At 51.8% G+C, this 26,875-nt stretch carries 22 protein-coding genes; 15 read left to right on the top strand and 7 right to left on the bottom strand.

Annotation, left to right across the window (positions count from 1 at the left end; all coding sequences use genetic code 11):
- Positions 1–30: 30 nt before the first annotated feature.
- Complete coding sequence (locus ACTQ1N_RS05065) at positions 31–1,302, bottom strand: chloride channel protein (protein ID WP_441955251.1); 1,272 nt, start codon at positions 1,300–1,302, stop codon at positions 31–33.
- Between the two features lie 165 nt (positions 1,303–1,467).
- On the opposite strand from ACTQ1N_RS05065, the gene ACTQ1N_RS05060 reads away from it, so the two are divergent.
- Complete coding sequence (locus tag ACTQ1N_RS05060) at positions 1,468–2,211, top strand: phosphoribosylanthranilate isomerase (protein ID WP_441955249.1); 744 nt, start codon at positions 1,468–1,470, stop codon at positions 2,209–2,211.
- Between the two features lie 9 nt (positions 2,212–2,220).
- A complete protein-coding gene (locus ACTQ1N_RS05055; RefSeq protein WP_441955247.1) occupies positions 2,221–3,183 on the top strand; it encodes a carbohydrate kinase family protein in 963 nt (320 codons plus the stop codon).
- Between the two features lie 184 nt (positions 3,184–3,367).
- Here the strand turns inward: ACTQ1N_RS05055 and bsh are convergent, their stop codons facing one another.
- The 3 genes from bsh to ACTQ1N_RS05040 all read right to left on the bottom strand — a co-directional run bounded on the left by bsh (position 3,368) and on the right by ACTQ1N_RS05040 (position 8,444).
- Positions 3,368–4,345, bottom strand: a complete 978-nt coding sequence (gene bsh, locus ACTQ1N_RS05050; protein WP_441955320.1) for a choloylglycine hydrolase — start codon at positions 4,343–4,345, stop codon at positions 3,368–3,370.
- A gap of 194 nt (positions 4,346–4,539) precedes the next feature.
- The gene (locus ACTQ1N_RS05045; RefSeq protein WP_441955245.1) at positions 4,540–7,488 is read right to left on the bottom strand and encodes an NYN domain-containing protein; all 2,949 of its coding nucleotides are present in this window, start codon (positions 7,486–7,488) and stop codon (positions 4,540–4,542) included.
- Between the two features lie 65 nt (positions 7,489–7,553).
- The gene (locus ACTQ1N_RS05040) at positions 7,554–8,444 is read right to left on the bottom strand and encodes a LysR family transcriptional regulator (protein WP_441955244.1); all 891 of its coding nucleotides are present in this window, start codon (positions 8,442–8,444) and stop codon (positions 7,554–7,556) included.
- Between the two features lie 231 nt (positions 8,445–8,675).
- Here ACTQ1N_RS05040 and ACTQ1N_RS05035 point away from each other — a divergent pair, with 231 nt between their 5' ends.
- The gene (locus ACTQ1N_RS05035) at positions 8,676–9,530 is read left to right on the top strand and encodes an AzlC family ABC transporter permease (RefSeq protein ID WP_441955242.1); all 855 of its coding nucleotides are present in this window, start codon (positions 8,676–8,678) and stop codon (positions 9,528–9,530) included.
- A gap of 30 nt (positions 9,531–9,560) precedes the next feature.
- Positions 9,561–9,875: an AzlD domain-containing protein gene (locus ACTQ1N_RS05030; protein ID WP_441955240.1), complete on the top strand. Its 315-nt coding sequence runs from the start codon at positions 9,561–9,563 to the stop codon at positions 9,873–9,875.
- Positions 9,876–9,974: 99 nt separating this feature from the next.
- Here the strand turns inward: ACTQ1N_RS05030 and ACTQ1N_RS05025 are convergent, their stop codons facing one another.
- From ACTQ1N_RS05025 to ACTQ1N_RS05015, 3 genes are all read right to left on the bottom strand, one after another.
- Complete coding sequence (locus ACTQ1N_RS05025) at positions 9,975–10,163, bottom strand: nitroreductase family protein (RefSeq protein ID WP_441955238.1); 189 nt, start codon at positions 10,161–10,163, stop codon at positions 9,975–9,977.
- On the bottom strand, positions 10,160–10,768 hold the full coding sequence (locus ACTQ1N_RS05020) for a uracil-DNA glycosylase family protein (protein WP_441955236.1): 609 nt from the start codon (positions 10,766–10,768) through the stop codon (positions 10,160–10,162). Before ACTQ1N_RS05020 ends, ACTQ1N_RS05025 begins: the two co-directional genes overlap by 4 nt.
- A gap of 92 nt (positions 10,769–10,860) precedes the next feature.
- Entirely contained in the window at positions 10,861–11,430 is a 570-nt protein-coding gene (locus ACTQ1N_RS05015; RefSeq protein ID WP_441955234.1) for an ECF-type riboflavin transporter substrate-binding protein, read from the bottom strand.
- 253 nt (positions 11,431–11,683) lie between these two features.
- On the opposite strand from ACTQ1N_RS05015, the gene ACTQ1N_RS05010 reads away from it, so the two are divergent.
- The 11 genes from ACTQ1N_RS05010 (at position 11,684) to ACTQ1N_RS04960 (ending at position 26,772) form a co-directional block, all read left to right on the top strand.
- On the top strand, positions 11,684–13,420 hold the full coding sequence (locus tag ACTQ1N_RS05010; RefSeq protein WP_441955232.1) for an ABC transporter ATP-binding protein: 1,737 nt from the start codon (positions 11,684–11,686) through the stop codon (positions 13,418–13,420).
- Positions 13,417–14,244 carry an energy-coupling factor transporter transmembrane component T family protein gene (locus ACTQ1N_RS05005; RefSeq protein ID WP_441955230.1) on the top strand — a complete coding sequence of 276 codons (828 nt, stop codon included), beginning with the start codon at positions 13,417–13,419 and terminating at the stop codon, positions 14,242–14,244. The genes ACTQ1N_RS05010 and ACTQ1N_RS05005 overlap by 4 nt, the downstream gene beginning before the upstream one ends.
- Before the next feature lie 98 nt (positions 14,245–14,342).
- Positions 14,343–17,531 carry an alpha-mannosidase gene (locus tag ACTQ1N_RS05000; protein WP_441955228.1) on the top strand — a complete coding sequence of 1,063 codons (3,189 nt, stop codon included), beginning with the start codon at positions 14,343–14,345 and terminating at the stop codon, positions 17,529–17,531.
- Between the two features lie 316 nt (positions 17,532–17,847).
- Positions 17,848–19,134, top strand: coding sequence for an ABC transporter substrate-binding protein (locus ACTQ1N_RS04995; protein WP_441955226.1), 1,287 nt, complete (start codon positions 17,848–17,850; stop codon positions 19,132–19,134).
- 91 nt (positions 19,135–19,225) lie between these two features.
- The gene (locus ACTQ1N_RS04990; protein WP_441955224.1) at positions 19,226–20,170 is read left to right on the top strand and encodes a carbohydrate ABC transporter permease; all 945 of its coding nucleotides are present in this window, start codon (positions 19,226–19,228) and stop codon (positions 20,168–20,170) included.
- Between the two features lie 15 nt (positions 20,171–20,185).
- Positions 20,186–21,025 carry a carbohydrate ABC transporter permease gene (locus tag ACTQ1N_RS04985; RefSeq protein WP_441955222.1) on the top strand — a complete coding sequence of 280 codons (840 nt, stop codon included), beginning with the start codon at positions 20,186–20,188 and terminating at the stop codon, positions 21,023–21,025.
- 4 nt (positions 21,026–21,029) lie between these two features.
- The gene (locus ACTQ1N_RS04980; RefSeq protein WP_441955220.1) at positions 21,030–22,601 is read left to right on the top strand and encodes a DUF4127 family protein; all 1,572 of its coding nucleotides are present in this window, start codon (positions 21,030–21,032) and stop codon (positions 22,599–22,601) included.
- Complete coding sequence (locus tag ACTQ1N_RS04975) at positions 22,598–23,401, top strand: PIG-L deacetylase family protein (protein WP_441955218.1); 804 nt, start codon at positions 22,598–22,600, stop codon at positions 23,399–23,401. Before ACTQ1N_RS04980 ends, ACTQ1N_RS04975 begins: the two co-directional genes overlap by 4 nt.
- 20 nt (positions 23,402–23,421) lie before the next feature.
- A complete protein-coding gene (locus ACTQ1N_RS04970) occupies positions 23,422–24,240 on the top strand; it encodes a MurR/RpiR family transcriptional regulator (RefSeq protein ID WP_441955216.1) in 819 nt (272 codons plus the stop codon).
- Position 24,241: 1 nt separating this feature from the next.
- A complete protein-coding gene (locus ACTQ1N_RS04965) occupies positions 24,242–25,774 on the top strand; it encodes a DUF4127 family protein (protein ID WP_441955214.1) in 1,533 nt (510 codons plus the stop codon).
- On the top strand, positions 25,771–26,772 hold the full coding sequence (locus ACTQ1N_RS04960; protein ID WP_441955212.1) for an ROK family protein: 1,002 nt from the start codon (positions 25,771–25,773) through the stop codon (positions 26,770–26,772). Before ACTQ1N_RS04965 ends, ACTQ1N_RS04960 begins: the two co-directional genes overlap by 4 nt.
- Positions 26,773–26,875 lie beyond the last annotated feature (103 nt).

The following is a 26,875-nucleotide window of genomic DNA, read 5'->3' as shown; positions in this document are numbered from 1 at the left end:
AAATGCAAGTGTGTCCGCTCTGCTGACAGATCATTGTGCATTGCTGTCGATCAGCTGCGAATCATACTTCGAGTGAAGAATCTGCTGAGCTGAGTACAGACCATAATAGCCTGATGAGACATAGGAAAGCGCGATCGCCATTATATAGTAGGGAAGCCCGCCGATTCCGAACATTTCCAGACAGATGAAGAGGGAGGCAACGGGTGAGTTTGTGACACCGCAGAACAGGGCACCCATGCCGATTGCCGCGCAGAAGGAGGAGGGAAGGCCCATCAGTCCGCCCAAAAAGCTTCCGAAGGAAGCACCGATGTAGAGAGCTGGGACGATCTCACCGCCCTTGTAGCCTGCAGCCAGGGAAAGCGCGGTGAAGAGAATCTTCATCAGGAAGGTATACCAGTGAATATCTCCTGCCTGACCTGAGAGCGCTGCCTCGATGATATGGATGCCGGTGCCATTGTATGTATGTCCGCCTGTCAGCCAGGTCAGGAGAAACAGAATTGACCCCAGTACCAGTGCCCGCAGATAGCGGTTCTTCAGCAGAGCCTGGCTGTATCTGGAAAACCTCTGGATTGCCAGACAATACAGGATGCTGACAAAACCGGTGCAGAGTGCCAGAAAGGCGATCTTTGAGACGGTCAGTACGCTGAATGCAGGAGGTGCGCTGATCAGATAGGACTCAGCGGGAACGCCGCACCAGTGCGAGGCAACCGCTCTTGCCGTGAAAGACGCGAAGGTAACCGGAACGATGGAGCCATAGTTCATCATGCCGACATCGACCATTTCCATGGAGAAAAATATGGCCGTTGCCGGTGTCCCGAATACAGCGGAGAAGGCGGCAGCCATTCCGCAGGTAACCATGGTTCTGCGTTCTTTATGTTCAAGATGGAAAAGATGTCCCATCGCATGACCGATGCTTCCGCCAAGCTGCAGGGCAGCGCCTTCTCTGCCGACCGATGCGCCGCACAGGTGCGAGAAGATACTTGAGACGAAGATCGCGGGGGCCATGCGAAATGGAATTTTTTCTCCGCACCTGATCGAGAGAATGACCATGTTGGTTCCCTTTGCCTTATCGTAGCGCAGCATATGGTAAAACAGAAAGATGATGACGCTTCCGACCGGGAGCAGAAGCATGACGGCCGGATGCCGGAAGCGGATGCCGGTGACGGCTGTCACGCCTCTTGCAAAGAAGCCGCCGACAACGCCGCAGACAATTCCGCAGGCCATCGCCATGGCAGCCAGTGCCAGGACGTGGAGCGTCCCGAAAAAGATGACATTGAACTGTTTGTGCAGCTGTGAATCCATCGTATTTTCTCCTGGCGAGACAAAGTGAAAAAGTACCTGAGTCCTGCCGCCACTTGTATGCAGACATGCGTGGTGACGGATTTTTGACACTGTAATCATGATTATAAATGAGCGGTGTCAACCGGACAACAGACAACAGGCAGGAATGGTATAATAACCGGAGACTTGATTAGAAGAAAGGACGCCGGAACCATTGGAACCATTCCAAAGGCCGTGCAGAGGAAAGGGGTTATTGGTATGTATACACAGATTTATTCCATTCAGACAAAAGAGGAGGCACTCGCCTGCATCGATGCCGGGGCGGACCGGATCGGCCTTCTGGTTGGCGTGCACGGCGGAAAGTTTCCCTGCGCGATCACGGAGGAGAGGGCGAAGGAAATCTTTGACGCCATCAAGGGTAAGGCTGTCCGCATTCTGATCTCTGTCGGGGAGACGGCGGATGAGGTACTGGCGCAGACAAAAAGACTGATGCCGGATGTCCTGCATCTGTGTGCAAACTATGACGGGAATCCGGAGTTTGCGGAACGGCTGCGCCGTGAGATTCCAGGTGTCCAGCTGATGGAGGCAGTCGGTATCACAGGACCGGAGAGCATCAGGGAAGCAGAATACAAGGCGACATTTGCGGATGTTCTGATTCTGGATACGGTGTCAAAGACGGTTCCGGGTGTCGGAGCAGCCGGCGAGGTGAATGACTGGAACATCGACCGGGAGATCGTGGAGAAGGTGAAGGTTCCGGTGATCCTTGCAGGCGGTCTCGGACCGGACAATGTGGCGGATGCGATCAGGGCTGTGCATCCGTATGCGGTCGATTCTCTGACCAAGACCTCTGACAAAGAGAACGGAGAACTGGTCCGGAAGAACATAGGAAAGGTCCGGGAATTCTGCCGGATCGCGCATTCCTTCGAGTGAGGTGGGGCTGTGAGCGTCATATGTGTAGGGGATCTGTGCTGTGATCTGATCGTGCCGTACGGCGGGATGCGCGCAGCCCTTGCAAGAGGAGATTTCTCAAAAAAAACCGCTGATTCTATGCTGGTCCGGATGCAGTGCGGGGGATCGGTTGCGAATGTTGCCCGGAACATCGGAAAACTGTCAGACCCAAAGAGCCGCCCTCTGTTCATCACGCCGTTGAAGCTGGATGGACTTGGACTGTATCTGGAAGGAGAGATGGAGAAGGCAGGCGTGGACATGAGCGGCGCTGTGCCGTGCGACAGGTCGAACATGTACTGCATTGCTGTTCTGGATGAGAGCGGTGAGCGGACAATGTTCTGCTTTGTCCCGCCGTGGGCGGATTACCCGCATTTTACAGCAGACAGCTTCCGGAATACGCCGAAGGCGGAGAGCGGGGATATTGTCTTTACGAGCGGGATGGCATTTTTAGATGATGCTGCAAACAACGCAGCCGTTCTGGCCTTCTTCAAAGAGCAGAAGGAACACGGTGCCACCGTGATCTTTGACTTGAATGTACGTGCCGAGTCCTATGGGTATGCGGGAGAGAGGAAGGCCTCCATGGAGCAGATGATTGGCATGAGCGACCTGGTGCTCGGATCAGGCGGTGACGAGCTCAGTCAGGTGACGGGGCATGCCGGTCAGAAGGCCGCAGCAGAGGTGCTCCTGGACAGGATGTGTGGAAAAGACAGCAGCAGAAGGCCGCAGAAAACGGTGATTGCCAGGAATGGAGCCGATCCGATCCTTGTGCTGTCTGCCGGACAGCACAAGGAAACCTGGATTCCGGTAAAGCCGGTGAAGCCTGTCTCGACACTGGGAGCCGGCGATGCCTTTGACGGTGCGTTCATCCATGCCCTCTCCGGAGGAACTACGGTGCAGGAGGCAACAAGGACGGCGTCTGACTATGCCGGACGAGTGATATCCGGACAAGCGTGACAAAGCCGTGCGGGAAGCGGCGGTCGTGTGATCTGACTGCTCGCAGATGATTCGCTGGAAAAGGTTCATTCAGCAGATCTTTGAGCTGGTGTGGATGGTGTGTCATAAGGTGGCAGATCAGGAGAAAAAAAGCGGGAGCTGAACGGTTAGCTCCCGCTTTTTGTGTAGGTACAAGCGAAGATTCTCAGTTCTGGTAATGGATCTGCTGGCCCTTGATCAGATCATAGGTGACGACCGTGTCGCCGTCGAGATTCTCGTGGTGCATGTCAACGGCACTGATCTGGCTGTTCTCATAGGTTGTGTAGTAGTAGATGCCGAGATCCAGGTTGCAGCAGCTTGAATAGATTGTGATCTCATACTTGTCCTCGCCGAGCTTGCAGAGTCCGCGCTGCTGCTCGACGCTGCCGAGGATGTGGAAGAACTGGCTGATGCTGGCAGACTCAGAGTCATCCGACAAAGAGTTCATCCGCGTGAAGGCGACTTTCACGAATCTTGAAGCGGAGGAGAGATCCCCCGGAAGCCCCATGCCGCCCATGCCGCGGCTGTACGGATGAAGGTCAAGCCCTTTTGCAAAGGTGCACGGCCCGGCCGATTCCACAGACAGGTTCCGGTAGTCTGCCAGACGGTTCATCTGCATGTCAAAGGTCGGGTTGTTCGTCATGACACCGACCGGATCATCATAGACATGAAGGCCGGATGCTGTCTGCTCGACGACGATGACATCCTTACCGTCGGCGACCATCCAGTGCAGCGGATTGGTCGGGAGCTTGTCGCTGAAGGGTTCATTTGTGATGTTGATGTGCGAAAGAAGAGCCTTCGCTTCCGCGGTTGTGCTGCAGAGAGAGAGAACATAGGGGATCAGTTCAAATGAAGCGATGTTGTCCTTTCCTTCCTGCAGTTCTTTGAAGTCGCAGTTGTCCGGGAAGTTCAGCCCGGCCATTCCGAGTCCTTTTTCATTCATGGCATCGTAGTAGAGCGGAAAGCCGTTCACGACAAAAGCCATGCCGATGATCGCCGGATGCTTCATGATGGATTCCACATTCCTGAACTGGAAGGGATAGTTGCGGGGGGTCACCGCGACCTGCTCGTGGTAGGAGTATTCCAGATCCAGGTTCCGTCCAAAATAGTGACATCTTGTATTGTACGTTGCTGCAGTGCACATATCAGATACCTTCTTTCCGACCATCAAAAAGAGATGGTCTATGCCGTACGATGCTAACATATCTGCAGTATATCTCATTTTGACTGGATGATCAAACAAGTTCACAGAAAGAACACACAGAGGCACTGCTTCAAAGAGCGGGACCTCTCAGCAGAGACAGGGCAGAGTTTGCAAACCAACAGACTGCAGTCTGTTCAGACATGGTACCTGTCGCGGATCTTCTTTTTTGCCTCGTTCACGCGATCCTTCAGCTCACCGGCGGACATCCGACGTGCACCTGCACTGAAAATGATCATCTGGACGATTCCGTCTCCAGTAGCAACCGTCACGTTTCCCTTCTTTGCAAGAGAATGTGTCAGCTCCATGATGTAGGAGTCTGCGGTTTCCGCCTCCTTTGTGTAGATGATGTCGACATTGCCCTGATGGATGATGTGCCGTTTTCCGCCGTGAACCTTGTAGGCGTCGAACACAATGATCAGCCGGCCGCTCTGTGTGCCCTGAAAATCTGACAGGATTTCGGTCAGCTTTCCAGCTGCGGAATCGAGATTCTCTGCTGCCAGCCCGCGAAGCTCCTGCCAGTTGAAGATGATATTGTAGCCATCCACCAGGAGATAATCCTCGCGGGCAGAACCGGCAGACCTGAAGTCTGTGCCCTGACGCTGTGAAGCGTGCGGACGGTCCGGTCCATCGGGCTGATCTTTGCTGCTGCCGGCAGGCAGCCCGGTGCTGCGCTCAAGAGAGCCGTCACGGCTCCAGAGGCCCGCTGAATCACCCGGAAAGTCGTTGGCGGGGTCGCGGAGCGGTGTGTTCCAGGAGGAGCCTTTGTATGTCTGTTCAAAGATCCGGCGAAGTTCCTCCTCCCCGGCACTGATGTCATGCTGCTGCTGCAGCCAGGACTTCTTTTCCGCTGTCTGTGCTCTGCGCCACTGGGAGGAGAAGGCCTGCCGGCCGCCTTCCTGTCTGCCGTCCATCTGAAGGCTGCCGCCTGAAACCTCCTGCGTGTCAGGATGCCATCCGGTATCGACATGCATATAGCGCCGCACTTCGTTCCACGGAATGGTTACGCCCGCGCCGTGCGAGCAGAAGACCGAATCGGCCGGCTGCTCCAGATCAGATGCCGGGTCATATGCAGTCTTGAGAATGACATCTTCCGGATTTCTGCAGGGCTCGTATCCTGACAGGGAGAAAGAAATCTGTCCGGTACCGTGTGTGTAGGCACGTACTTCGGCAGCATAATCACCCGTTTCGGAAGCCGGGACAAAGCCGGTTACCTGTGCCCGCACACCATCCCCGCTGACCGGATCCAGACGGCCATCCATCCGCTGGATATCGCTCATCAGCCGTCCGATGGCATCCTGCGGAATTTCCGCTTCGAAGCGGTACCATGGCTCGAGGAGGATACTCTCTGCCGACATCAGACCCTGCCGGAGTGCGCGGATAGAAGCCTGGCGGAAATCGCCGCCCTCTGTGTGTTTCTCGGACGCCCTGCCTCCAATCAGCGTGATGCGCAGGTCGGTGATCTCCGATCCGGTCAGGACACCCCGGAAATGGATGCTCATGAGGGAGGACAGAACAAGCCGCTGCCAGTTCAGCGGGAGGGCGTCAGTGCTTAGGTTCGTGTCGAAGGAGATGCCGCTTCCACGTTCCGCCGGCTCCAGCAGCAAATGCACTTCCGCATAGTGCCTGAGGGGCTCATAGTGGCCGACGCCTTCGACTGGGGCAGCAATTGTTTCGCGGTAGACGACGGAAGGAGGCCCGAAGGAGATGGACATGCCGAAGCGTTTTTCAGAAAGATTCCGGATGATCTCAGTCTCGACCTCCCCCATGATCTCGGCGGAAATCTGTTTTGTGCGCGGATCATATTCGATTCCAAGCATCGGCTCCTCTTCCTGGAGAAGCTTCAGGCTGCGCAGGGCTGTCACAGGGTCCGTGTCATCAGTGAGGAGGATCGCGCTCCGAAAGACTGGCAGGATCAGATGCTCCGATACCGAGCGGTGCTGCAGGGATTCAGACAGCATCACGGCGGTCTTTGCATCTTCCGGAAGGCTGTCCGTCCGTCCGGAAGATGCGCCGGCTTCAAGAGAGCTGTCCGGAAGCCCGGCTGCTGTATCATCTCTCAAAATCTGTCCGGCTGAGACGGTATCAAGTCCGGTGGCGCAGACAATCTGTCCGGCCGGAGCCTCACGCAGGACACTGTAACTGTCCCCGGAATACTGACGAAGCTGGTCAACCTTTAGCGAGTAGGGGGCTGAAGCACCATTGCCGGACTGTGCGTCCAGAGAACGCTGTATCCCGGAAACGGTGACTTCCATCTTCGCGCGCAGCGTGCCGCCGAGCACCCGGATCCAGGCCAGCCTGGTTCCGGACGCGTCTCTGGATATCTTGAAAACCTTTGCCGAAAAGGTATCTGGCAGCGCCGGTTCTTCGGTATAGCGGGAAAGACCTCTCAGGAGGGCGTCCACACCGGTGTTTTTCAGCGCGGAGCCGAAATAGACAGGAAACAGCTTCCGGGCGGCGATGAGTGCAGCAATCTCGCTTGTGGATGGTGCCTGCCCCTGCTCCAGGTACTGCTCCAGCAGCCTGTCGTCACAGACAGCCAGCGTCTCAGCTGTCTCAGCGTCGAAGCGCTCAGGATCTGTATCCGGAAGTGGAATGCAGGCTTCATCCAGAGAGCCGGACAGCTCCTTAAGGACAGGGTCCGGTTCCATTCCCGGCTGATCCATCTTGTTGACGAAGAGAAAAACCGGAATATGGTAATGCGCAAGAAGTCTCCAGAGGGTCTGTACCTGTCCGGTCACACCGTCCGGGGCACTGATGACCAGAACCGCGTAGTCCAGGACAGAAAGCGTGCGCTCCATTTCCGGGGAAAAATCCGCATGCCCCGGCGTATCGAGCAGTGTGATGTCCAGACCGCCGAAGTCCGGGAGGGAGAGCTGCGCCTGTTTCGAGAAGATTGTGATGCCGCGCTGTTTTTCCATGCTGTCAGTGTCGAGATAGGCATCGCCATGGTCGACACGGCCCTGCCTGCGGATGGCGCCGGACAGGTAGAGCAGACTCTCTGAAAGCGTCGTCTTCCCGGCATCAACATGCGCAAGAATACCGAGGACGATATGACGGCGGTTGGAAATGATCTCTTGACTCATACAGAAACCTCATCAGAATAGCCAATAATAGAGTACAGGTACAGGAAGTCAGATGCAGCCTGCAGTCAGCCGCGTGGGATTTCCTGCCTGGAGATGGCGGGGGTTGTCCGGATGAATTTCCGGAATCTGGCTGCCGCATAGGGCAGCGTGGACTCATCGCGGTAGGCGAGGCAGGTGCGCCTGAGAACCGGTTCCTTCAGCGGCCGGACGGCGACAGCCTTGTCAAACCCGCGGATCACGTTGTGGAAGAGCAGGGCGACGCCCAGCTGGCTGCGTACCATGGACAGGATGGAATAATCGTCATAGACCCGGTAGGCGATCTGCGGGTTCAGGTTTTTGTCATGGAAGGCTGTCAGAACGGTGCTGTAGCGGCCTTCGTCAAGCAGGATGAAAGGTTCCCGCTCCAGATCGCGGAGCGATACCACTTCCCTTGCAGCGAGTGGATGCTGAGGCGGGAGCACTGCCAGCATCCGGTCTTCATAGAGATAATCATGCGGCAGATTTCCAACCATGACTTCTGCCATGAAGCCGAGGTCGATCTGTCCGGATTCCAGCCAGTCATGAATCTCGTCATAGTCTCCCTGGTGGAGCTCGAAGGATACGCCGGGATAGGCATTCCGGAAGGTCTGCATGAGCGGCGGAAGAATGTCGCGGCTCACGCTGGTGAAGGTTCCGATCCGGATCACCTGTCCGCTCAGCCCCTGCATCTCTTTGTTTTTGCGGGCGAGCGCCTGCTCGGCCGCGTAGATGGCTGTGATATACGGTGCGTATGCCTTCCCGTCTTCGGTCCATGTAATGTTGTGACGCCGCCGGTCAATCAGGCTGGTGGAGAGTTCTTCCTCCAGCGATTTAACGGAAGCACTGATGGAACTCTGCGCATAGCCGAAGCGCTCTGCAGCTTTTGTGAAGCTGCCCTCCGCGATGACCTCGCAGAGAATGCCATATTTCGACAGCATACTTGTACCTCTGTTCTGGTAATACAGAATCGAAATTAATGATACTTCTATTATAATCATCAATTTTTCAAATCACAATTCCTGTACTACAATTTCATTGAAGAAGAAAAAGCGGGGAACCGGATCGAAGAAGCATCGGGACGGCGTCTCAATGGAGGCTGGATGGACAGAATGGACAGCTGTCCATCGAATTACAGATGTAAGGGATGATGGAAAAAGATGGGAGCGTACATGAGGGAGGAAGAAATGATGCCGGGACAGGCAGGATGGCGCAGGGAGTTTTCGGAAGGCGTGCGCGACGCCGTCCCGATTGCGCTGGGATATTTCGCTGTTTCATTTTCGCTTGGGATTGCCGCGCACATGATTGGCATGACATCGGTTCAGGGGTTCTTCCTCAGCTTTCTGAACAATGCGTCCGCCGGAGAATATGCCGGGATCTCGGCGATTGCTGAAGGAACATCGCTTGCGGCGCTGGCAGTTCTGATTCTCATCACAAATGCGCGTTATCTGCTGATGAGCTGCGCGCTCAGCCAGAAGCTGAGTCCCGATGTCGGCATCCTGCAGCGGCTTGTCCTGGCGTGGGGCGTCACGGATGAGCTCTTCGGGCTTGGCGTCTCCCGCAATGGATATGTACAGCCCTCTTATCTCTATGGCGCAGATGTCACTGCCCTCAGCTGCTGGGCGGCCGGTACTGTGGGAGGCGTCATTGCCGGAAATGTTTTTCCGCCTGATGTCGTCTCTGCTCTGAGCGCCTCGATCTTCGGCATGTTCCTGGCTGTGATTCTGCCGCGCGGGCGAAAGGACAGGGCGACGCTGATGGTGGTTCTGAGCGGGTTCGGGTTGAGCAGCTTTTTTGCTGCAGCGCCTGTCCTGAATCAGATATCCGGGAATATGCGTGTCATTCTGCTGACCCTTGTGATTTCCGCCGCCGCGGCCGTCATAAAACCGGTTCGGGAAGAGGAGACAACAGGAGCGGAGATCGTGCAGGAGAAAACAGCCGGAAAGAAGACGGAGCAGGAGAAGTCAGAACAGAAGAAGCCATTACAGGAAACGCTTGCAGCCAGAAAGACTGCTGGCGCGGCATAATCAGACAGCATAAGACACGGGAGGCAGACGATGAAAGCGGATTCAATCAGGATCTGGGAATGTATCCTTGTACTGGCGGCAGTGAGCTACGCTCTCCGGGTGCTGCCGCTGACACTGATCCGGAAACCAATCCAAAACCGGTTTGTGCGCTCATTTCTATACTATATTCCGTACGCAACGCTGTCGGTCATGACGGTGCCGGCGATTTTTTCGGTCACATCGAACCCGCTCGCTGGAATTGCCGCACTCGTTTTTGCCGGACTGACCGCCTGGTTTTCCTCAAACCTCTTTTTATCGGCAGCCGCCGCATCCATCGCGGTTCTGATCGTGCAGATTCTTGTATGATGCTCCGCTGCATGCATGCTGACAGTCTGTTCAGCGGTCTGGCTCACAATTGCCATGATACTTTCACAAGAGAGGAAAGGCCTGAATATGATGTGCCTGTCAGCTGAATTTGTTTGTTGACGTTTGCATATCGGTTACATGCAGAATGGTATATAATTGCTGGTTGCCGGCGGTTGGTGCCATGGTGGAAGCTTCCAGTATCGTATGGATTTGTTCCGGCGTCAGCTCCCGGTCATCAAAGGCACGGGTCGATTTCCTCTCATAGAGTTGCTGAAGTGTTTCGTTCATAATATTCTGCCCACGATTTTCTGAAGCTCCGGGACTACTTCCGCGTAGAACCAGGGATTGTTTTTCTGCCAGCGAATGTTCAGAGGACTCGGATGCACAATTGGAAAGAAGTGCGGCAGATATTCTGCATAGTTCCGAACAGTCTCCGTCAGGTTCCGCTTCGCACATTTTCCCAGATAATACCGGATGGAATACCTTCCGATCAGAATGGTGACCTGTATGTCTGGCATCAGCCGGAGCAGCTTTTCGTGATACTCCTGCGCCATGAAAGCTCTGGGCGGCAGATCACCTGTCTTTCCTTTTCCCGGATAGTAAAAATCCATGGGCATGATCGCAATCTGATCTGAGTAGAAGGTCTCCGGATCGATGCCCATCCATTGCATCAGTGTGTTTCCTGACTGGTCGTGAAATGGAATGAGGCTCTGTTCCACCTTTTTCCCCGGCGCCTGCCCGATGAGAAGAATCCTTGCCTTCTCATGAATCTGGAAGATTGGAGGAATGCCTCGTTCTGTGTAAGAGCGGTTTCGCGCATCGGCCATGATCTGGCTTGTGATTTCGTCAAGGTTCATGTCTTTATTCTGTCCATACTGTTTGGTTGCTGTCATGAGAATATCAAAACAGAGCCGGGGCCTTCTGTCAATACAGATGGCTCCGGCTCTTTGATATTGTGAAGAATCAAACTGTTTTCAGCCTGAGATCAATCTTCTTTCTTCAGGCTGGAAGACTTTCCGGCGATCTTTGAGTAGGTTGCCAGAAGCAGCGTTCCGAGAACACCGATGATGATGATGTTTCCAAGGAATGCAAATGCGCCCTGCAGGAATACTTTTGTCGCCGGTTCAGCGTATACAGCGATGTCGAGCACCGGTGCGACAATGATCCATGCAACGGCATTGGCAATTACCTGCACGATATTGAACAGAACCATCTTCCCCTTCGTGAAGCCGCCATCGCTTACAGCGAACTTTCTGGCAAATGCGCCAATTGCGATTCCGACAACGGCTTCCGGAAACACCCAGCTCCACCAGACCGATCCGTAGTAGAGCGCGTCACCCAGCGCATGTCCCAGCAGGCCGATGACCGCACCTGTTGCCGGTCCGAAGATTGCGGACAGGAATGCAAGAACCGCCATTCTTGGCTGAAGGGAAGTGTTTGGAATTCCGATCGGAATCTGCACCTCTGTCAGAACCACGAACAAAGCAGTTCCAATACCGCAGGCGACCACATTCTTGATGCTGATCTTATTTCTCTTTTTCTCTCTGTCTGCCATACTCAATCTCCTCCTCTCAGTATCTGTAACGAAACTGAAACAAAACTGACAGCTTGTACTATAACATTAACCTGATATATCTTCAAATATGAATATGGAATCGATCAGAAACAAACAGAGCTGTACAGCTTCCTGCCTGGAAAAAGAGAACATCAGCCGCCGGGCTGTGTCAGTATCTGGTATAATCCAGATTGCGGCAGCATTTCTGCCGTATGCTTGAGGATTGAAACAGGAGAAAGCAGGAATAATATCAATGCAAAATTCGCAATCTGATACCGGTTTACCCATCATTGAATTCTCGGATTTTTCATTCAAATACCGGGCGCAGCAGGAGCCGACCCTTCAGCACATCAATCTGAAGGTCAGAAAAGGGGAGAAGATACTCATAACAGGACCTTCCGGCTGCGGAAAATCCACCATTGTACACTGTATCAACGGCCTGATACCGGAAGCTTTGCCTGGTGAGATGTCCGGGAAGCTTTCCGTATGCGGATTGTCTCCGGAGGATGCAGGTATTTTCGGCATGTCGAAGCATGTCGGGACGGTGCTCCAGGATACGGACGGTCAGTTTATCGGACTGACAGTCGCGGAGGATCTTGCATTTTCTCTTGAGAATGACAACCAGCCGCAGGAGGAACTGTTCCGGAAGGTGGATGAGGTGGCGCACATCGTCGGGATGGAACGTTTTTTAAAGCACGCTCCGTCCGAGCTGTCAGGCGGTCAGAAGCAGCGCGTCTCGATGGGCGGTGTTCTGGTTGACGATGTGGAGATTCTTCTGTTTGATGAGCCGCTTGCGAATCTTGATCCGGCAACGGGGAAGACGACCGTCGATCTGATCGACCGCATCTGCAGAGAGCAGGATAAGACGGTGATCATCATTGAACATCGTCTGGAGGATGTGCTTTACCGGGATGTGGATCGGATTGTGGTTATGAGTGATGGAAAGATTATTGCAGACGAGACGTCGGACGAGCTTCTCTGCAGCGATATTCTCGCAGAGACAGGTGTTCGTGAACCACTCTATGTGACGGCGATCAAACATGCAGGATGCAGGATTCGTCCGGAGGATCATCCCCAGCACATTGAATCGATGAACATCGAACCGTACAGGCAGAAGGTCCGCCGCTGGTTCGAGGAGACGAAGATTCCCCAGAAAGAAAACAGTAATCCGTATGCACTGCAGATCGAACATATCTCTTATTCCTATCAGCAGGGCGAACCGGTTCTTTCAGACATCAGCTTTTCTGTCCGGAAGGGAGAGATGATGGCTGTTGTCGGCAAAAACGGAGCGGGGAAGTCGACGCTCTCCTCACTTGTCTGCGGTTTTCTCACTCCTGAAAAGGGCAGGATCCTTCTGAATGGAGAGGACATTGCGCCGCTTTCCATCAAAGAGAGGGGAGAGAAGATCGGAATGGTGATGCAGTCACCGAATCAGATGATCTCAAAGCCGATGATTTCAGAGGAGGTCGGACTGGGACTGGCAGTGCGCGGCGTTTCGCAGGAGGAGATCACAGAGCGGGTAAACCGTGTTCTGACGATCTGCGGCCTGTACCCGATGCGGAACTGGCCGGTTTCTGCGCTCAGCTTCGGGCAGAAGAAGCGCGTCTCGATTGCATCGATCCTGGTTATGGATCCGGAGATCCTGATCCTCGATGAACCGACCGCCGGTCAGGACTTCCGTCATTATACAGAGATCATGGAGTTCCTGAAAAAACTCAATACGGATATGGGACTGACGATTCTTATGATCACACATGATATGCACCTGATGCTGGAATATACGGACCGTGCTGTCGTACTTGCCGAAGGCAGACTTCTTGCTGACGATACACCGGCAAGGATTCTCACGGACGAAGTGACGGCGGACAAAGCCTGCCTCAAGAAAACGTCCCTCTATGATCTGGCAGGCAAGTGCGGAATTCTTGAACCGGATGAGTTTGTCAACCGGTTCATTGGATATGAGAGAATGCAGAGGGAGGAAGAAAGATGACAAAGCTGCTCAGCTATACAGACAAAGGAACATGGATCCACCGGCTGTCGGGCAGCACCAAGCTGATCTTTTTTCTGCTCTGGTGCGTGACAAGCGCTATGACGTATGATACAAGGATTCTTCTGATCATGATCGCTGTCACGGTCACACTCTTTGCCTTGTCCAAGACGGAATGGCGGCAGATCAGTGCTGTCTTCAAAATCGTCATGTTCTTCATGATCCTGAACGTCGTGGCCATTTTTATCATTTCTCCGTACCAGGGATGCTCGATCTACGGATCAAAGACGATTCTGGCATCCTTTCTGCCGGGACATGCAGTCACGCGCGAGGAGCTGTTCTACCTGTTCAATGTTGTGATCAAGTATTTTACGGTTACGCCGGCGATCTTCATCTTTCTGGTCACGACTGATCCAAGTGAGTTCGCCGCATCGATGAATACGATCGGCATTCCCTATACTGTTGCGTACTCCGTCGCAATTGCGCTGCGGTACATTCCGGATGTCCAGGGCGACTACCGCCGCATCCGCAACGCGCAGCAGGCGCGCGGTATCGAAATGAGCAAGAAGGCAAAGCTTTCCGAGCGGATCAAGCGAACATCGAGCATCATCTTTCCGCTGCTGTTTTCCGCAATGGAGAAGATTAACATTGTCTCCAATGCTATGGAACTGCGCGGATTTGGCAAGAAGAAAAAGAGATCCTGGTATGCATACCGGAAGTTTCAGACGGCGGATTATATCGTGCTGATCATCAGCGGCGCGTTCTGCGCATGGGCGCTGTGGTTCACCTTCAGGGACGGCAGCAGGTTCTGGAACCCGTGGGGGTGAAGAAATTACATGTAAGGGTTTTACGATGGGCGGAGCAGATAAAGGCTGAAGACCAACATACACTCTGTTTACAGTAAAGAACAAAAAGGAGGAGTGTTATGCATTTTATCAAGGAACGCATCGGGAAGATGCTGGAGTACCTCCAGGACAGAATCTATCCGGAAAGTGTACCAGTATCGGACTTCCGGATGATCAGGAGTTCTGAACGCTTCACAGATATTGAGCACATTGATACGTCTGCCTGGAAGCCGTTTCACAGAGGAGAGATCTGGGGCGGTGACCGGGAGTATTACTGGTTTGAAACGATCCTGACAATTCCAGAGGAATTTGACGGGAAGTGCGTCGTTTATGAGGTGAAGACTGGTGCGGAAGGAGGCTGGGATGCGACAAATCCCCAGTTTTCCATCTTCGTGGACGGAAAACGGATTCAGGGCCTGGATGTCAATCACAGGGAAATTGTCCTGACAGAGAAGGCGGAAGCGGGAAGAGCTTACCGGGTGATTCTGTCCGCATATACCGGGGACGGAAATTTCCATCTGTTACTGGATACCGCGATGAAGGTGCTCGACCGGGCGACCGAGAAGTACTACTACGATCTGGCAGTGCCCTATGATACAGCAAGGCTTCTGGATCCGGAGGACACAGACTACATCCGGATCATCCAGGCACTGAATGATTCCCTGAACCTCCTGGATATGCGTGAGGAAGGGTCGGAAGCCTACTATGCAAGTCTGGAGAGGGCGCAGGCGTATATAACGGAAGAATTCTATGACAAATACTGCGGGAAGGAAGACGCTCCGCTTGTCTGCTGTGTCGGTCACACGCACATCGACTGCGCCTGGCTTTGGACACTGAGTGTGACAAAGGACAAGGCAGTCCGGAGTTTTTCAACCGTACTGGAACTGATGCGCAGGTATCCGGAATACATCTTTATGTCCAGCCAGCCGCAGTTGTACGAGTATGTGAAAGAAAATGCGCCGGATGTCTATGAAGGGATCAGGCAGCGCGTGAAGGAAGGCCGCTGGGAAGTGGAAGGCGGCATGTGGGTTGAGGCTGACTGCAATCTGGCTTCCGGGGAGGCGCTATCCAGACAGTTTTTGTATGGAAAACGGTTCTTCAGGAAGGAATTTGGAAAGGACAACCAGATTCTGTGGCTCCCGGATGTCTTTGGTTATTCCGCGGCACTGCCGCAGATTATGAAGCTGAGCGGAATCCGTTACTTCATGACGACAAAGATCAGCTGGAACGAGACCAACAAGATACCTTATGACACCTTCCTGTGGGAAGGAATCGATGGGACAAAGACGCTGACGCACTTTATACCGACAAGAGACTACCATAAGGCTGTCGTGGAGAATGGAACAGAGACCGAGCACTTTACTACATATAACGGTTATCTGAACCCGAGTCAGATGAAGGGAGCCTGGGCACGGTATTCGAACAAGGATCTGAACAGGGAGGTTCTCTGCAGCTATGGCTTCGGAGACGGAGGAGGAGGCCCGACAAGCGAGCAGCTGGAGAATCAAAGACGCATGAGCCGGGGGATTCCGGGACTTCCTGTGACCAGGCCTTCGACGGCGCTTGACTTCTTCAAAAAGCTGGAGGCGGATACGAAGGACAGCAAGTATCTCCCGTCCTGGGTGGGCGAACTGTATCTGGAGTATCATCGCGGAACCTACACGACGATGGCACGAAACAAGCGCTTCAACCGGAAGGCAGAGCTTGCCTTTCAGGATGAGGAGACGTACGCTATCCTTGACAATCTGCTGACAGGAGCGGATTCTCCGGACAAGGAGCTCCATGAAGCCTGGATCGTGATTTTAAGAAATCAGTTCCATGACATTCTCCCAGGCTCAGCGATCAAAGAGGTTTATGAGGATTCAAAGGCAGAGTATGAGAAGATATTCGCGCTGAATCAAACACTTCAGAACAGGTCGCTGGGAGATATCGCCTCTCAGGTAAAGACTGTCGCCGGAAGTGTTGTGATCTTTAACCCGAATTCGGTGTCAAAGGATGGACTTGTAACATTCCGGATGCCGCGCATAGGCATGGCTGGTGACGCAGAAGGGTCTGTTTTTAATCTTGAGGGGCAGGATGGACGCCTTTTGGCAGTTCAGAAGACGGAAGATGGCTGGTTGTCATATGTGAACCATGTTCCACAGAAGGGATATGAGACCTTCCGGGTGATCCAGACAGGGCAAAAAGAGGGCAGGAAGGCCGAAGAGAAGACTTCTCTGCACGTAGATACAACCTGCATGGAGAACGATTTCTTCCGGATCGAGTTCAATGAGAAGGGACAGTTTGCACATCTCTACGACAAGCGGGCGAAACGAGAGATTCTGAAGGATGGAAAGCCGGGGAATGTCATCGTCAGCTATGAAGACAGGCCACATAATTTTGACGCCTGGGATATCAACAACTATTATACGGAAAAATCATGGGAAGTCGATCAGCTCGAGAGTCTTCGGGTTGTGGAGACAGGACCGGTCAGGGCGACGGTGCGGATTGAACGGAAGTATCTGGAATCCACAATCGTTCAGTATATCAGTATCTACCACGATCTGGACCGGGTAGATATCCGCAATGAGATTGACTGGAAGCAGCACCTGATCATGCTGAAAGATCACTTCCCTGTCGATGTCCACACATCGAGTGCAACCTTCGATATCCAGTATGGAAATGTGACGCGCAGTACGACGGACAATACCTCCTGGGACTGGTCAAAGTTTGAGGTCTGTCACCACAAGTGGCTGGATGTCGGGGAAGATGGGTACGGCGTCAGTTTCCTGAATGATTGTAAATTTGGCGTTTCTGTCCGCGGGACGGATGTCGGACTGACGATGCTGAAGTCACCGCTGTATCCGAATCCGGATGCAGATAAGGAACATCATACCTTTACCTACTCGATCTTCCCTCATCAGGGTGACTGGAGAGAAGCAGGGACAGTGGCACAGGCATATGAGCTGAATAACCCGATGAAAGCGGTGGCCAGGGAAGCCGGGGGAGGAAGCCTTCCAGATTCATTCTCACTGTTCTCTGTCGATCAGGAGAATGTCGTCATAGAAGCGGTCAAGAAGGCGGAGGATTCGGATGCGGTCATCGTGAGGATGTATGAGTGCTGGAACCGGAGAAGTGATGTTACCCTGACAGCAGGCGCGCAGATCCAGTCGGCTTCCTTCTGCAACATTATGGAGGAAGAGGACCAGACAGTTCAGACAGATGGAAGACAGATTCATTTCCAGATTCGTCCTTACCAGATCGTCACACTCAAGATCAGACTGGGCTGAGCAAAAGCGAGTATTGCACAGAACGGTTCGAAAAAGGGAAGGCTGAAAAAAGGCCTTCCTTTTTCACACGATTTTGGGCAGCACTTTCAAATACGATTGCAGAAAGCATTTGAAAAATGCGTGATAAGGAATCTACTTTCATAAATTAATGTATAACTTGCGTAAAAAATAGTAAAAATATAAAATTAACCCATCCGAAGATGCTGATAGCTGATAATACGAGACTGAATTTGATAGCATCTCAAGAGGATGGTGTTCCCGCTGGAATGATTCCAGCGGGACTCGTGGGGAAATCAGAGCCGGATTGGAGGTAGTCATGAAAGGGAAAAAAGCATTCAGTGCAGGACTCACAGCAGTATTGATGTGCAGCATGATGGCAGGATCCACAAACATGACATATGCCGCATCGACGGAAAAAGAACAGACAGGGGACAGGGAGACTGTGAATTTCTGGTACCTCTGGGGCGGAGATGAGGCATCTTATATCGAACAGATTATCGACGCTTACAATGCCAGTCAGGATAAGTATCAGGTAGTCGGCCTGAGCACCCCGGATCAGCAGAAAGTCATTACAGGTATATCCGGAGGAAATGGTCCGGATATTACGGATGACTTTGGTACAAGCATTCCCAATTATGCGGAGCAGAATATAGCGATGCCGCTCGATGATTATATCGAGAAGGATGGAATCAATCCTGAGGACGTTTTTGTTGATGGAACGATGGATGAGCAGGTCTATCAGGATAAGACGTATGCTTTTCCGATTAGTGCGAATGTTGACGCACTTTACTATAACAAGGATCTTTTAAAAGCCGGAGGCTATGACGCGCCTCCAAAGACGATGGAAGAGCTTCAGGAGATGTCATCCAAACTCACGACAGTGGAGGACGGTGAAGTGACCCAGCTTGGTGCTCCGCTTGTTCCAAATTCATACTGGTGGGAATGCATGACTTTCGCGGATGGAAGTACATTCGGTACGCCGGGAGATCTTGAGATTGACAATGAGGGCTTTCGAAAGGCGCTGAGCTGGCTGGAAAGCTATGTAAAAGAGTTCGGTTCCGATGCGGTCAACAGTTTTGTCACTTCCGGACAGGCAAAAGTCAATTCCGCGCAGGATCCGTTCCTGTCCGGAAAGGAAGCTCTGCGGATCGATGGACCATGGTTTTACAAGATGGCAGAGGATTCCGGTGTAAACTTTGGACTTGCAATGCTTCCTTCCTATGAGTCGGAGGGGGACAAGACATATAATTACATCGCGACATCTAATTTCTATATTCCGACAACAGCTTCTAATCCTGATGGAGCGTGGGATTTTCTGAAATATATCACCATGGGAGATGGAGCAAAGATGTTTGTCACCTTAAAAGGAGATTTACCGGCACTGAAATCTCTGTTAAAGGATCAGGATGTGATAAAGGCATCCGCGTCCTATGACGTTTATCTGAAAGCGCTTTCGGAGTCCAGCCTTGTGGCGATGCCGAATATTCTTGATGGTAGTGATCTGGATGTCACGCTCACGAATGCCGTTGATTCTGTGGTTCTCGGCGGAAGCGCAGACGATGCGATTCAGGAGGCTGCTGATACTGCTTCTGGGTTGGAGTGATTCAACTCAGGGAGGGGCAGAAATAATCTGATAACAGGACACAGGGGGCAAATCTGATTTGCCCCCTGTGTTGTATAAGGGGGATGCGTGGATGAGAAAGTTGAAGAAACATGATGGGAAAAGAACCTGGAGTCCCCGGGAAAAACAGGCAAATCGGGATGGATTGTTATTTGCGCTTCCATGGATTCTGGGATTTCTCATATTCAGCCTGTATCCGATCATCATGTCTGCGTATTACAGCTTTACGAATTTCAGCGCAATCAAGGATCCGGTATGGGTCGGACTGAAGAATTACCGAATGCTGATGAAGGACCGACTATTCTGGAAGAGTCTGAATAATACGCTGGTCTATGTGGCCATTTCAGTTCCTGCTACCATTATTCTTTCGCTGCTTCTTGCAGCATTGCTCAAGGCTGTTAAGAGAGGAAAAGCGTTTTACAGATCTGTCTTTTTCCTCCCATCTATTTTTCCGGTTGTAGCATCAACAATGATCTGGTTATTGGTTCTCGATCCGATCAGTGGGTATCTGAACCGTTTTCTGAGTTTGTTTGGGATCCCGGCGATCAACTGGCTGGGCAATCCGACATGGACAAAGCCGGCACTGGTTATTATGACATGCTGGGGAGTTGGGACAACCGTTGTGATATTGCTTGCATCTATGGGAGATGTCCCGCCGGAATTATACGAATCGGCTTCAATGGACGGTGCCGGTGCATGGACGAAATTCTGGCATATCACCATTCCGGGGATTGCGCATGTCCTTGTGTATCAAATCGTTCTGGCCATTATCAATGGGTTCCAGTATTTTACCCAGGTCTATATTTTGTGCAGCGCACAGTCAGGAAACCTGAGTGCCGGAGTAGGAGCCGGAAAAAAGAACAGCCTGCTCATGTATCCGTTATATCTGTTCCAGAATGCTTTTGCCCGCCTGAAGATGGGAACAGCCTCTGCTATGGCATGGATTCTTTTTATCATTGTATTTGTCCTGACGCTGGTATTGATCAGAATCTCGGATAAATACGTGGATGTAAAGTAAAAGGAGGCGGTTCAGATGGGGGAAAGAAACGTTAAAGGAAGGTTCAGCAGGGTATTTCCGGTTGTCGTGATCACATTACTGGCACTCATCTATATATTTCCGATTCTGATCATGATTTCAGCATCGTTCCGCTCCAATGATCAGATCTTTGACACATCGCTCGGACTTTTCTCACGCCATCCGACTCTTGATAATTTTAAAAATGTGTTTTCCGTGATGCCGTATGGAAGGTATTTCGGCAATACAATGTGGATTACGGGGATGAATGTGCTGGGAACCGTCTTCTGCACGCCAATGATCTCCTATTCGCTTGCAAAAATCAGATGGAAGGGGAGAAATATCATATTCAGCATCATTATGGCCAGCCTGATGATTCCCTATACGGTCACGATGATCCCTCTTTACAAATTCTGGACGAAGCTGAATCTGGTAGGTACCTTCTGGCCATTGATCATCCCGGCCTTTTTTGGATATCCGTTTTATATCGTTATCCTGAGACAATTCATGCTGACGATACCAGACGAGCTTCTGGAGGCAGCTGAAATTGACGGTGCAGGAAGGTGGAAAATCTACCGGACGATTATCCTCCCACTGTCCCGTCCGGGCATTGCGACCATTACGATCTTTACATTTATGAGTACATTCTCTGATTTCCTGGGGCCTTTGCTGTATGCAAACAACAGCGACCATTATACGCTGTCACTCGGGCTTTACTCGTTTATGAATGAGCATTCTGTAGACTGGGCAGGAATGATGGCTGCGGCGACGCTGCTGATGATTCCGATTCTTGTTGTGTTTTTGTTCTGCCAGAAATATCTGATGGAAGGGATTTCAACTTCAGGGCTGAAAGGATAATGGCATGATGGGTGATATAGCAAAAACGAAAGTCCTTTACGTTCCGCTTGATGACAGAGACTGCAACTATGAGTTCCCATACCAGCTGAGTATGATGACGGACGATATGGAGCTGCTGAGACCGGACAGGGCATGGATGGGAGCGCTGAAAAAGCCGGCGGACATCGAAAAGCTATGGGACTGGCTTTTTGAGCATGCGAGGGAATGCGAGTACGCGATCCTTTCTGTTGACACACTGGTATACGGTAATATTGTCGGATCACGAATCCATCAGTTTTCACAGGAAACATGCATGGAGAGAATGGAAGCCTTCCGCAGGCTCAAGCGGATGAATCCGGCACTCCATATCCATGCTTATAATCTGGTGGCGCGGGTTGCTGCCTATGACAGCGCCCAGGAGGATCCGGATTATTGGGAGCAATACGGGTACGCGATCTGGAGATATACGTATCTTCTTGACAAAAAGAATCAGGGGAAGACAAAGCCTGAGGAAGATCAGGAAGCAGAGATGCTGAAGGAGAAAATCCCGGAAGACATCATGCTTGATTTCCTGAGACGTCGTAGAACAGACCGTGCGGTGAACATGGAGAGCGTAAAGCTTACCAGGGAAGGGATCTTTGATATTCTTACAATACCGAAGGATGATACGTCCGAATTCGGGTACGCGGCCCTTGATCAGGCAGAAATCCTCAGGATGGTCAGGGAATACTCGTTATTTAACAGGGTCTTTGTATATCCAGGAGCGGACGAAGCAGGAAGCACAATTTTCGCAAGAGTGTTTAACCTGAAGCATCACTACCAGCCGGCTGTATATGTCCGGTATTCATCCGTCCGCGGACCATATGTCATCCCGCGGTATGAAGACAGACCTCTTGGTGAGAGCGTGAAGTGGCAGATTCTCTCTGCCGGCGGGATCGTATCGGAAGATCCTTTAGAGTCAGACTGTATGCTGGCTGTGAATGCTGCCGGGACAGAGCAGGTTGAAAGCTCGGATCAGCTGCTCCGCAATGTGAACTCCAGGAATAACACGAATGCCGAGGAGCTATTACGCTATATCGCGTATTTTCATGCACATTATGGGAAGGCAATCGGAGTTTCAGATGTGGCGACATCGAACGGATGCGACAATGATTTCTGCGACAATGCCCGCCTGCATGGTACGTTTCAGCTGATTCAGGCATTTGGAGGCTGGAATACTGCTGAGAATACGAATGGCGTGGTGATTGCCCAGACAATGATAGCAGCCTATTACCACTGCTTTCAGAATATGGAGGAGCAGGAGGAACGTTCAGACACATTTTTGGCGCGTGCGCTGATCTGTGACTGGCTCTGCCAGGCGAATGTAGCCCCTGCATTTATGAAAGAATATGCCCCATCTCATGGAATCAATCCGTTCAGACTGGCCGAATGCATTGATGAAGTGACAGAATACTACACAAAGAGCCTGGAAGAGCAATTGTCTGAAAAACTTTCTCACCAGCTGAAGGGAAAAAGAATTCTGCTGAAAAGGGTACGCTTTAACTGGAACGGGGCTTTTTATTTTGCTGCAGACTGCGCGATGGAGAAAAAGAAATGAAGAACTTGAACGTTATGGTCGTCGGCGCACATCCGGATGACTGTGAAGGGGGATGCGGGGGAACCGCGCTTAAATATGTGAAGGCAGGGTGCAGAGTGACATTTGTATCGGTAACAGACGGAAGTGCAGGTCATCAGACACTTGGCCGCCAGGAACTGGCAAAAATCCGTGAAGAGGAAGCGCAGGCTTCCGCCAAAATCTCAGGCGTTACATCCATCGTCCTGAAGCATCGGGACGGGGAACTGGAGCCGAACCTTGAAGTCAGAGAAGAGATGGTGCGTCTGATCCGTAAGGTTCAGCCGGATATCATCATCACGCACAGGCTGAACGATTACCATCCGGATCACAGGAGCACTTCCCAGATTGTCGAGGATAGTTCTTATCTGGTCATGGTGCCTGCGATTTGCCCGGATACCCCGGCTCTGAATCATCAGCCGGCGATCTTCTTTGTATATGACCCATTCCGGAGACCATATCCGTTTTCTGCGGACGTTGTTGTAAGAATCGATGATGTAATGGAAGAAAAGCTCAAGATGACCGGCTGTCACAAGTCTCAGTATGAAGCATTTCTTCCCTGGATGGCCGTCAAACAGGGTGAGATCCGATCAGACTACGATGTCAGAAATTATCCGTCAGACGCAATTACGAAATGGGATCGAAAGGTCGCGGAACAATACCAGGACGTTTTGAAACAGCGGTATGGGCATGAGAGCACGACTCAATATGCGGAAGCCTATGAGATGAGTGAATATGGGATGGAAATTCCAAGGGCTGATCTGGATGAATATTTTCCGCGATAGGAAAGAATGGAGGGGCGCAGATGTGCTGCAGCGAAAGAAGGTGCGATGGCAGAAACCTGTTTCTTGGGAACGGGACAAAACAGGTAATCAAAGAGGCTTTTCCTTCCATGACACACGTGGAGAAGAGTGTAGCGCGCTTCTTTCTGAATAACACGGCAGTTGAGGATTTTTCATCCAAGAATATCGCAGCCTTGCTGTATATCTCGGAATCGACGCTGTCGAGGTTTGCCAAAAAGTGCGGGTTCCGGGGATACCGGGAATTTGTCTTTTCGTATGAGAAGGACTTCTATGAGGAAATGGAATATGTAAAATCTCATAGTGCGGTCGATTTCATTCCGTCAAAGGTGCATGCGATGTATACGGATGCTACAGCGCAGGAATTCCAGGAGAGTCAGATCGAACAGTGGCATGATCTGGCCAGAACCATCCGAAGGAGCAGGGCTGTTTATATGACCGGCTCCGGGTGTGCCGGCGCGTTGACAGAGCTTCTGGAATATCGGCTGATCCAGCGTAGTCTTCCCATAGAGATTGTGCACCACACGCAGCTTCTCCAGATTCGCGCCGGGCTGGCGACAGAGGGAGAGTTATTCATCGGAATTGACATGGATGGAAAAGATATTCTGATGCGGAACGCGCTGACTGCCGCTGTTGAGAACGGAGCCAGAAGTGTGCTTATTTCATCGGAACCGGTGAATGAACTGAAGAATTCAGATATCAGGAACCTTTGTATATCATCTGGTAAGACAATATCAGGAGAACATATATCATGCGTGGTTCCTTATCTGGTCATGCTGGATCTGCTTCTGATGTATTGCGAATATGAGAGGGACAGAGGATAAGATGATAAAGATCGTGCTGCTTCCAATGGATGAAAGACCTTGCAATCGCCGTTATGCCGAGGAACTTTTCAGTCATGATGATATCCGGATCGTTTGTCCCGGAAAGCTTGGAAATAAAAAAGAGCCGGCTGATATCCAGGAGATCGTTTCTTTTTTAGAGCAGGAGTGCAGAGATGCAGATGGCCTGGTATTGTCAATGGACATGCTGCTGTACGGCGGTCTGGTCCCATCCCGGATCCATCATCTTTCCGGCCATGAATTAACGCGGCGTATGGAGGTTGTAAAAGAAATCCGGGACCGGTATCCAGGCCTGAAGATATACGCATGGCATTGCATCATGAGATGTCCGGATTATTCCTCTGATGAAGAAGAGCCCGATTATTATGAGCAGTATGGAGCGATGATTCATAAAATCGGAGAGGCCGTTCACAAGAGCCGGGTTGATATGTGTGATCCCGGAGAGGTAGACAGACTGCTGCGCAAAATGGATCAGGGCGCTCTGGATGATTATGTATCCAGGAGGGCAATGAACAAAGCCATGAATCTTAGAGCACTGGACTTTGTTGAGGCCGGCGTGATCAATGCTCTCGTTATTCCGCAGGACGATTCTGCCCCATTCGGATATGCGGCAATGGACCAGAAGGAAATCAGGGCAGCCGTTGTTGAACGGAACCTGATGGACAAGGTTCTGATCTATCCAGGAGCCGACGAGGTTTCCCTGACTCTGACGGCGAGAATGGTGAACCATCTTCGAGGAAAGAAGCCGTCTGTATATATCAGATATGCAAGCGAACAGGCGAAGATGGTCATTCCGATATATGAGGGGAACAGCCTGGAGAATTCGGTAAAATCCCATGTGATTTCTGCAGGGTGCAGAATCTGCGACACAATGAGCGAGGCAGATTTCGTATTGATGATTACTGCGCCAGCATACAGGATCAGGGAGGCGAATGAGCAGCCGTCCCTGGAACCTGGATATCTGACAGAAAGAAATCTGCCGGAGCTGCTGGATGAGACAGTGGAATGTATCAGGAGAGGAAAACCAGTTGTGATCTGCGACAATGCATATGGCAATGGAGGAGAGCTGGCGCTGATCCGAATGTTGAATAAACTGAACGTTCTTGACAAGATTGCCGGGTATGCCGGATGGAATACATCTGCAAATACGCTTGGCACCGCGCTGGCGGAGGGGGTCGACTTTGACGCGCATGGCCGCAGCCAGGCCCATATGAATTTCCTGATGGAACGGTATATTGAGGATTGCGGATATATGTCGAATGTCAGATGGAAAATTGCCGGTCTGCTTGGGAAGGAGGACGTGCAGGATGGAATCGACCTCAGCCCATTTTCCTATACGGAAGTGGGGGAGGAAAGAGGAGTCGTGAGTCAGTTGATTCAGAAAGAGCTTGAACATTATATTCATACAGACATGTCCTCTGTCTCCGAAAGAGTTCAGATTGAGGATGTCTGGATGCCGTGGCGGCGGATGTTCGAAGCAGGGCTTCGGGTGCGGTACCAGAATATCAGGCAATGAAGAATAGAAAAGATGAGTTCATGGAATATAGGGTAGGCGTCGACATTGGCGGGACCAATCTTGATATTGGCCTGGTCGATTCGGAATATCATATTATTGATAAACAGAGTGTCAGGACAGCAGAAGCAAAAGAGCCGGGCTCCATGGCCGGATATATCGGGTCAGCTGTCTGTCACATGCTGAAAAGGTGCAGCATACCGGCCGGCCGGATCCGCACCATTGGTGTCGGGGTACCCGGGACTGCCAATATAGAAAAAGGTTCTGTTGAGTATGCCAATAATCTTGGATTCCAGGACGTTCCATTTGTCAAAATGATTCAGAAGGATCTTCCCGGTGAGCTGCGTGGAAAAGTCCTGATTGAGAATGACGCCAACGCGGCAGCGATCGGGGAATATCTGGCGGGCGGTTATCATGTGAATCATTTTGTCATGATGACGATCGGGACGGGGATAGGAGGCGGCATCATCATGAATGGAAAGCTCATCCGGGGCATTAATGGAGCAGCGGGTGAATTTGGCCATATGTCAATAGAACTTTCCGGTGTGACCTGTAACTGCGGCAGAAGGGGATGCTTTGAGAAATATGCCTCCGCGCCGGCATTGGCGGAACAGATGAGAGCTGCCCTCCGGGAGGAATCGGTGGATGGACGCCTGGTGATGAAGCTGTGTGGCGGAAAGCGAGACCGGATTGATGCCAGAATTGTCCTTGAAGCAGTGAGAAGAGGAGACCCCGCGGCAGTAAAGGTATTTCATCAGTATTTATTTTACTTGTCAGAGGGGATTGCGAACATTATCAATATCCTGCAGCCGGATGTTCTGGTGCTGTCCGGCGGAATTATGAGATCGGGAGATCTGTTTCTGGAAGAGCTGAAAGAGATGACCCATGAGAAAATATATTCACGGGATAGCGCTGTTAATACATGGATCGGTTTGGCCGATGCATGTGAGGATCCAGGGGATACCGGCATCATCGGGGCAGCCTGCATTGGTCTTCTATAAGAAGAGGGTGTGTCGTTCGGTATGTCCGTATCTGCCGTGATCCGGACCGAATCTCATTCTTTACAAGGACAGGGCGATTATGAGAAGATGCAGCTATCGGAGT

The sequence above is a fragment of the Porcincola sp. LCP21S3_C12 genome (genome assembly GCF_052118625.1).
Classification (GTDB): domain Bacteria; phylum Bacillota; class Clostridia; order Lachnospirales; family Lachnospiraceae; genus Porcincola.
The sequence above is the reverse complement of the archived record's forward strand: the minus strand, read 5'-3'. Positions and strand labels throughout refer to the sequence as shown.

Coding starts and splice junctions, on each gene's coding strand:
- ACTQ1N_RS05065 (WP_441955251.1), bottom strand. CDS start 1,302: ATGGATTCACAGCTGCACAAACAGTTCAATGTCATCTTTTTCGGGACG.
- bsh (WP_441955320.1), bottom strand. CDS start 4,345: ATGTGCACTGCAGCAACGTACAATACAAGATGTCACTATTTTGGACGG.
- ACTQ1N_RS05045 (WP_441955245.1), bottom strand. CDS start 7,488: ATGAGTCAAGAGATCATTTCCAACCGCCGTCATATCGTCCTCGGTATT.
- ACTQ1N_RS05040 (WP_441955244.1), bottom strand. CDS start 8,444: ATGCTGTCGAAATATGGCATTCTCTGCGAGGTCATCGCGGAGGGCAGC.
- ACTQ1N_RS05035 (WP_441955242.1), top strand. CDS start 8,676: ATGAGGGAGGAAGAAATGATGCCGGGACAGGCAGGATGGCGCAGGGAG.
- ACTQ1N_RS05030 (WP_441955240.1), top strand. CDS start 9,561: ATGAAAGCGGATTCAATCAGGATCTGGGAATGTATCCTTGTACTGGCG.
- ACTQ1N_RS05025 (WP_441955238.1), bottom strand. CDS start 10,163: ATGAACGAAACACTTCAGCAACTCTATGAGAGGAAATCGACCCGTGCC.
- ACTQ1N_RS05020 (WP_441955236.1), bottom strand. CDS start 10,768: ATGACAGCAACCAAACAGTATGGACAGAATAAAGACATGAACCTTGAC.
- ACTQ1N_RS05015 (WP_441955234.1), bottom strand. CDS start 11,430: ATGGCAGACAGAGAGAAAAAGAGAAATAAGATCAGCATCAAGAATGTG.
- ACTQ1N_RS05010 (WP_441955232.1), top strand. CDS start 11,684: ATGCAAAATTCGCAATCTGATACCGGTTTACCCATCATTGAATTCTCG.
- ACTQ1N_RS05005 (WP_441955230.1), top strand. CDS start 13,417: ATGACAAAGCTGCTCAGCTATACAGACAAAGGAACATGGATCCACCGG.
- ACTQ1N_RS05000 (WP_441955228.1), top strand. CDS start 14,343: ATGCATTTTATCAAGGAACGCATCGGGAAGATGCTGGAGTACCTCCAG.
- ACTQ1N_RS04995 (WP_441955226.1), top strand. CDS start 17,848: ATGAAAGGGAAAAAAGCATTCAGTGCAGGACTCACAGCAGTATTGATG.
- ACTQ1N_RS04990 (WP_441955224.1), top strand. CDS start 19,226: ATGAGAAAGTTGAAGAAACATGATGGGAAAAGAACCTGGAGTCCCCGG.
- ACTQ1N_RS04985 (WP_441955222.1), top strand. CDS start 20,186: ATGGGGGAAAGAAACGTTAAAGGAAGGTTCAGCAGGGTATTTCCGGTT.
- ACTQ1N_RS04980 (WP_441955220.1), top strand. CDS start 21,030: ATGATGGGTGATATAGCAAAAACGAAAGTCCTTTACGTTCCGCTTGAT.
- ACTQ1N_RS04975 (WP_441955218.1), top strand. CDS start 22,598: ATGAAGAACTTGAACGTTATGGTCGTCGGCGCACATCCGGATGACTGT.
- ACTQ1N_RS04970 (WP_441955216.1), top strand. CDS start 23,422: ATGTGCTGCAGCGAAAGAAGGTGCGATGGCAGAAACCTGTTTCTTGGG.
- ACTQ1N_RS04965 (WP_441955214.1), top strand. CDS start 24,242: ATGATAAAGATCGTGCTGCTTCCAATGGATGAAAGACCTTGCAATCGC.
- ACTQ1N_RS04960 (WP_441955212.1), top strand. CDS start 25,771: ATGAAGAATAGAAAAGATGAGTTCATGGAATATAGGGTAGGCGTCGAC.